Origin of the sequence: Senegalimassilia anaerobia JC110 (assembly GCF_000236865.1) — a bacterium.
GTDB classification, from domain to species: domain Bacteria; phylum Actinomycetota; class Coriobacteriia; order Coriobacteriales; family Eggerthellaceae; genus Senegalimassilia; species Senegalimassilia anaerobia.
Genome location: NZ_HE611014.1, coordinates 688,097 through 693,545 on the forward strand (window position 1 = coordinate 688,097; position 5,449 = coordinate 693,545).

Annotated in this window: 4 protein-coding genes and 1 pseudogene; all 5 read left to right on the forward strand. The window is 70.2% G+C overall.

Annotated features, from left to right (window positions below):
- The coding region (locus SFHG_RS02890) for a VirD4-like conjugal transfer protein, CD1115 family (RefSeq protein ID WP_042433160.1) at nt 1-1,787 on the forward strand (1,787 nt) is incomplete at its 5' end.
- A gap of 84 nt (nt 1,788-1,871) precedes the next feature.
- Nucleotides 1,872-2,087, forward strand: a complete 216-nt coding sequence (locus SFHG_RS02895; RefSeq protein ID WP_006234636.1) for a hypothetical protein — start codon at nt 1,872-1,874, stop codon at nt 2,085-2,087.
- A gap of 12 nt (nt 2,088-2,099) precedes the next feature.
- Nucleotides 2,100-2,525: a PrgI family protein gene (locus SFHG_RS02900; protein WP_042433164.1), complete on the forward strand. Its 426-nt coding sequence runs from the start codon at nt 2,100-2,102 to the stop codon at nt 2,523-2,525.
- Nucleotides 2,494-4,971: a VirB4-like conjugal transfer ATPase, CD1110 family gene (locus SFHG_RS02905; RefSeq protein WP_042433167.1), complete on the forward strand. Its 2,478-nt coding sequence runs from the start codon at nt 2,494-2,496 to the stop codon at nt 4,969-4,971. Before SFHG_RS02900 ends, SFHG_RS02905 begins: the two co-directional genes overlap by 32 nt.
- A 2-nt stretch (nt 4,972-4,973) precedes the next feature.
- Nucleotides 4,974-5,449: pseudogene (locus SFHG_RS10765) on the forward strand (hydrolase Nlp/P60); the annotation flags it as partial.

Consider the following 5,449-nt stretch of genomic DNA (forward strand, 5'->3'; position numbering starts at 1 on the left):
CGGCGGCGTTCGCCGCGGGGGACTTCGCGGCCGCGGCAATCGCGGCGTCGGGCGCGAACCCGATCCTCGACCCGGAGGCCGCCATGGCGGCGATCCCGGCAGCGCTCCGCGCGGGGCGCGTCTTCTCCGCGGAGGCGCTTCCCCTGTGCGCCGGGACCGCCTGCGCGTGCGGCGCGCTCATCGCCTGGGCCCGCTCACTGGGGACCAAGGGGGCCCGGCGCGACGGCGAGGAGCACGGTAGCTCCAGGTGGGCCACGCCTAAAGACATCGCGCCCTTCGGCGACGCCAAGGACCCCGACAACAACATCATCCTCACCGACAACGCGCGCATCCGCCTCGTGAGCCGCAGGTTCGACCTCTCCACCGACACCAACGACAACGTGCTCGTGGTTGGAGGACCCGGCACCGGCAAGACGCGCTACTACGTCAAGCCGAACCTCCTGCAGGCCAACGCCAGCTTCTTCGTGACCGACCCGAAGGGCACGCTCATCCGCGAGATGGGCGGCGCGCTGGCGGAGCTCGGCTACGAGATCCGCGCGTTCGACACCATCGACTTCACGCGCTCGATGCGCTTCAACCCCATAGCCTACATACGCGACGAGGCGGGCGTCATCCGCTTCGCCCGCGGCATCGTCGCCAACACCGAGGGCGAGGCCGACCACAAGGGCGACCCCTACTGGGAGAAGGCCGAGCGCCTGGTCTACACCGCGCTCACGGCCTACCTCGTCATGCACTGCGAGCCTGCCGACCGAAACCTCGACGGGCTGCTCACGCTGCTCTCGCTCGCCGACGCCCGCGACGACCCGGGCTACATGAGCCCGCTCGACATGGTGTTCCGCGAGCTGGAGACCGGCGAGCGCTACGTCAGGCGCGGCGGCGCCTCGGCGGAGGGCGGATCGCTGCGCGGCTTCGCCGAGGAGGACGGCGCGTGGGAGTGGGTCAAGGTCCGCGAGCCCGCGCCCCCCGACGACTTCGCGCTCGCGAGCTACCGCGAGTTCCGCGTGGCCGCCGGCGACACCATGAAGTCGATGCTCTCGAGCTGCAACGTCCGCCTGAAGCCGCTGTCCATCCGCGCCGTGCGCGACCTCACCTCCAAAGACGAGCTCGGCCTCGCCCACATGGGCGACGAGGGCGCCAAGGTCGCGCTCTTCGCGTCCATGAGCGACACCGACTCGACCTTCGACTTCCTGTTCGCCCTGCTCATGGACACAGCCGTGAGCGCGCTCTGCGCCGAGGCGCTCGAGGCGCACGGCGGCTCGCTGCCCACGACGGTGCACTTCGTCTTCGACGAGTTCGCCAACATCGGGCGCATACCCGACTTCGAGCGGACCATCGCCGTCACCCGCAGCCGGAACATCGCCGTCTCGATGATCGCCCAGTCTCTCTCGCAGCTGAAGGAGACCTACGGCGACAACAACGCCGAGACCATCGTGAACGCCTGCGACACGCTGCTCTACCTGGGCGGAAAGGCGAACGAGACCAACGAGGAGATCAGCAAGATGGCCGGCAAACAGACGGTGGCGAGCGAGACGCAGAGCGACTCGCGGGGCGCCGGCTGGACCCGGACCGTGAACCGCGGCATCTCCGAGCGCGACCTCATACAGCCCGCCGAGGTGGCGCGCATGCCGCGCGAGGACGCGCTCGTGCTCGTGAACGGGTGCATGCCGCTCATGGACCGGAAGTACCGGCTCGAGCGCCACCCGCGCTCGCGCCTGCTCGAGGAGGCCGCGCGCCGCGGCCCGTTCGACTTCGCGGAGTACCGCAGGCAGAAGGAAGGCAACTCGTGACGGGGCCGCGGCGGGCGCGGGCCTCCCCCGCCGCGGGGGAGGAACAGCAAGGAACATCGTCAACCGAAAGCAAAGGAGAGCAGCATGCTCGCAAACGTCATCAAGCTCGTGTCGGGCTGCGTGACCTTCCTCGGCGGCTTCCTGGTCGTGTGGGGAGCGGTCTCGCTCGGCCTGGCCATCAGGGAGCAGCAGGGCGGCCCGCAGATCGCGACCGCCATATCCACCATCGCCGGCGGCGCGATCATCATCGCCGCGTCGGTCTACTTCGGTCAGCTGGACACGTCCTGGCTGCCGGCATAGGGGGCGTCGCGGATGGCGCTCAGGATACCGGTGCAGAAGGACATCGGCGAGTACGAGGAGAAGATCGTCGGGAAGATGAGCCTGCGCACGCTCGCATGCGTGTCGCTCGGCTTCGGCAGCGCCGTCGGGGCGGCGGCATTCGTCCACCTGGGCCTGCACGCCGACGTCGCGGACGCGGCCTTCCCGATCATGCTCTGCAGCATGCCGTTCTGGCTCGCCGGGTTCTGGCGGCCCTTCGGCATGCGCGCCGAGGAGCTGCTGCCGCTTTTGGCGGCCCACGAGCTCTCGCCGCAGCTGCTCGCGTACGAGCCCTGCCTCGCCGGGAGCCTCCCCGAGGGCTCGCCGCGCCCGGGCCGCCCGGGACGTCGCGCGAGGCGCAGGGCAAGGAAGAAAGGAGCCGAGCTCTATGAGCCGAGCAAGAACCAACAAGGAGAATAGGCCGAAGCGCCCGAGCACCCTCGGGCTGCTCCTCGGCGGCACGGGCGGGCGCAAGGACGCCTCGAAGGGCGCGGAGGCCGAGCGGCAGAGGCGCCGCCGGGAGCGCGACCGCTCGAGCGAGATGGCCGCCTACGTCGGCTACGACGCCATGTACAGGGACGGCATCGCCCAGGTGATGCCGGGGATGTTCAGCCAGACGGTCGAGTTCTCCGACATCAGCTACCAGTCCGCGCGCAAGGAGGCGCGCGAGACGGCCTTCACCGTGATGAGCTCGCTGTTCAACTACTTCCCGGCGGACTCCCACGTGCAGCTCCAGGTCGTGAACGCGCCCATCCCCGCCGACGAGGTCGGCCGCAAGGTCTTCTTCGAGCCCGGGGAGCGCGCCACCTCCGGGCTCGCCGAAGAGTACAACCGGATCCTCAACGACAAGATGCGCGAGGGCGTCTCGAACCTCGTGCGCCACCGCTACCTGACCTACGCCGTGGGCGCCGACGACGTCGACGCCGCGGTGCCCAAGCTCGCGCGCATCCGGGGAGACGTGGAGCAGACGCTCGCGCGCATACGCTGCTCGTCGCGCGCCCTCGACGGCGCCGAGAGGCTCGAGCTTCTGCAGGGGCAGCTGCGCCCGGGGTCGCGCTTCGAGTTCTCCTGGGACAAATTGTCCCCGACGTCGGGCGCGCGCACGAAGGACTTCGTCATGCCCTCCACGCTCGACTTCAAGCCCGAGGGCAGGTCCGACTGCTTCCGCAGCGACGGGCGCTACGGCGCGGTGCTCGCGGTGCGCAGCTTCGGGTCGGTCATCGAGGAGACCTACCTCGCCTCCATCATCGACCTGCCGCTGCCGCTCAACGTGACGCTGCACGTGCAGCCCATCGCGCAGAGCGAGGCGCTCGCGCTCGTGAAGCGCCAGATCGACTGGATGGACAAGGAGATCATCGACGAGCAGATGAGCGCCGTGAAGAAGGGCTACGACTACCAGATCCTGCCGCCCGAGCTGCGCTTCTCGAAGGAGGAGGCCGAGGAGCTGCTCGACTTCCTGCGCAACAAGTCCGAGCGCCTGTTCGTCTACACAGGCCTCGTCTACACCTGGGCCGACAGCCTCGAGGAGCTTGACCGCCGCGTCCAGCAGGTGACGAGCGTCGCGCAGGGCTGCACGATCGGCCTCGAGCCGCTCCACTTCCGGCAGCGCCAGGCTCTCAACTCGGTGCTCCCGCTCGGTGACAACCACGTCACCGTGAGCCGCTACCTCACCACGGGGCAGGTGGCCATGCAGATGCCCTTCGCCAGCCAGAGCCTCGACGAGGCGGGCGGCGGCTACTACGGGCAGTCCAAGGAGAGCGGGAACCTGGTGCTGTGCGACCGCAAGCGCCTGGCGAGCCCCATGGGCTTCGTGTGCGGCAAGCCCGGCTCGGGCAAAAGCTTCTCGGTCAAGCGCGAGATAACCAACACCGTTCTCGCGCACCCCGAGGACGAGGTCGTGATCTTCGACCCGGCCGGCGAGTACGGCAACCTCGTCGGCGCGCTCGGCGGCGCGAACGTCGAGCTCGCCCCGGGATGCTCGGCGGTGCTCAACCCCCTCGACACCGCCGACGTCGCGGACCGCGCCGACGCCGCCAAGCTCGCGTACAAGACCGACGCGGTGCTCGCGCTCTCGAGCGCGCTCATGGCCGAGGGCCGCGAGGGCCTGCCTGAGCGCGACCGCTCGATCATCGCCCGCTGCGTCGGCGAGGCGTACCGGGAGTGCGCGAGGGACGGCCGCCTGCCCACGCTCGGCGACTTCCACGCGGCGCTGCTCGCTCAGCCCGAGCCCGAGGCCGCCGACATCGCGCTGCGCTACGAGCGCTACGTGAAGGGCGCGTTCTCCTTCTTCAACGGCCAGAGCAACGTGGCGCTCGACAACCGCATCACCAACATCGACATGCACGGCCTCGGCCAGAACATGCGCGTGTTCGGCATGATCACGGCGCTCGAGATGGTGCGCAACCGCGTGATGGTCACGCCGCCGCGCCCCAACTACACCTGGCTCTACATCGACGAGGTGCAGAGCCTCTTCGCGCACCCGACGGTGGTCGAGTACTTCGCCCGCCTGTGGCGCGAGGGGCGCAAGTTCGGCCTCATCTGCACCGGCATCAGCCAGAACACGAGCCACATGCTGGCCAACGCCGAGGCCCGCGACATGGTGCTCAACTCCGAGTTCTTCCTGCTGCACAAGCAGTCCACCGCCGACCTCGACGCATGGGCGGAGATGCTCCAGCTCTCCGCCACGGAGCGCGGCTACATCGGCGACGCCGTCAAGCCCGGCGAGGGGCTGCTCATCAGCGCCGGGATCCGCGTGCCCATCACCGACGACTTCCCGAAAGGCCCGCTCTACGACCTGTGGAACACCAAGCCCGCAGAGGTCGCCGAGCGCGAGATGCGCCGGGCGGCGCGAGAGGCGGAGGAATAGGAATGGCCGTCCCGAGCGAGGGCGGCGGGATGCTCGAGGTGGTCGGGGCGCGGCGCCGCGACGTGCTCACCGCGGGCGACGTCGCGGAGACCGAGCGCGACGCCCTGGGAAACGTCTCGGAGGGAGCCGGCCCGCTCGACGAGGCGGGAGGCCCCGCCGCAACGGCGAAGGGGCGCCCGTCCAGGCCCGACGCCCCGGAAGGCGGGCTCGGGGACAAATTGTCCCAACCCGCCGGCGACCGGCGCGCGGCGGCCGCGATGCGCTCGCGCGTCGAGGCGGCGAAGCTGGCGATCGCCCGGGAGGCCGTCTCCCAACTCGACGACTCGGAGGAGCTCGAGGGCGCCTCGGGCATGTACGACGCGGGGCGCGCGGCCAAGAAGGCCGCGGGAAGGCTGCGGCAGAGGAAGGCGAAGAAAGCAGCCCAAGGCAGCCGCAAGGCGGCGACCGCCCTCGGCGCCCCAAAGGGAGGCGCGCGCGG

Bases quoted from the DNA above. Each gene is read 5' to 3' on its own strand.
- SFHG_RS02895 (WP_006234636.1), top strand. From the start codon at position 1,872: ATGCTCGCAAACGTCATCAAGCTCGTGTCGGGCTGCGTGACCTTCCTC.
- SFHG_RS02900 (WP_042433164.1), top strand. From the start codon at position 2,100: ATGGCGCTCAGGATACCGGTGCAGAAGGACATCGGCGAGTACGAGGAG.
- SFHG_RS02905 (WP_042433167.1), top strand. From the start codon at position 2,494: ATGAGCCGAGCAAGAACCAACAAGGAGAATAGGCCGAAGCGCCCGAGC.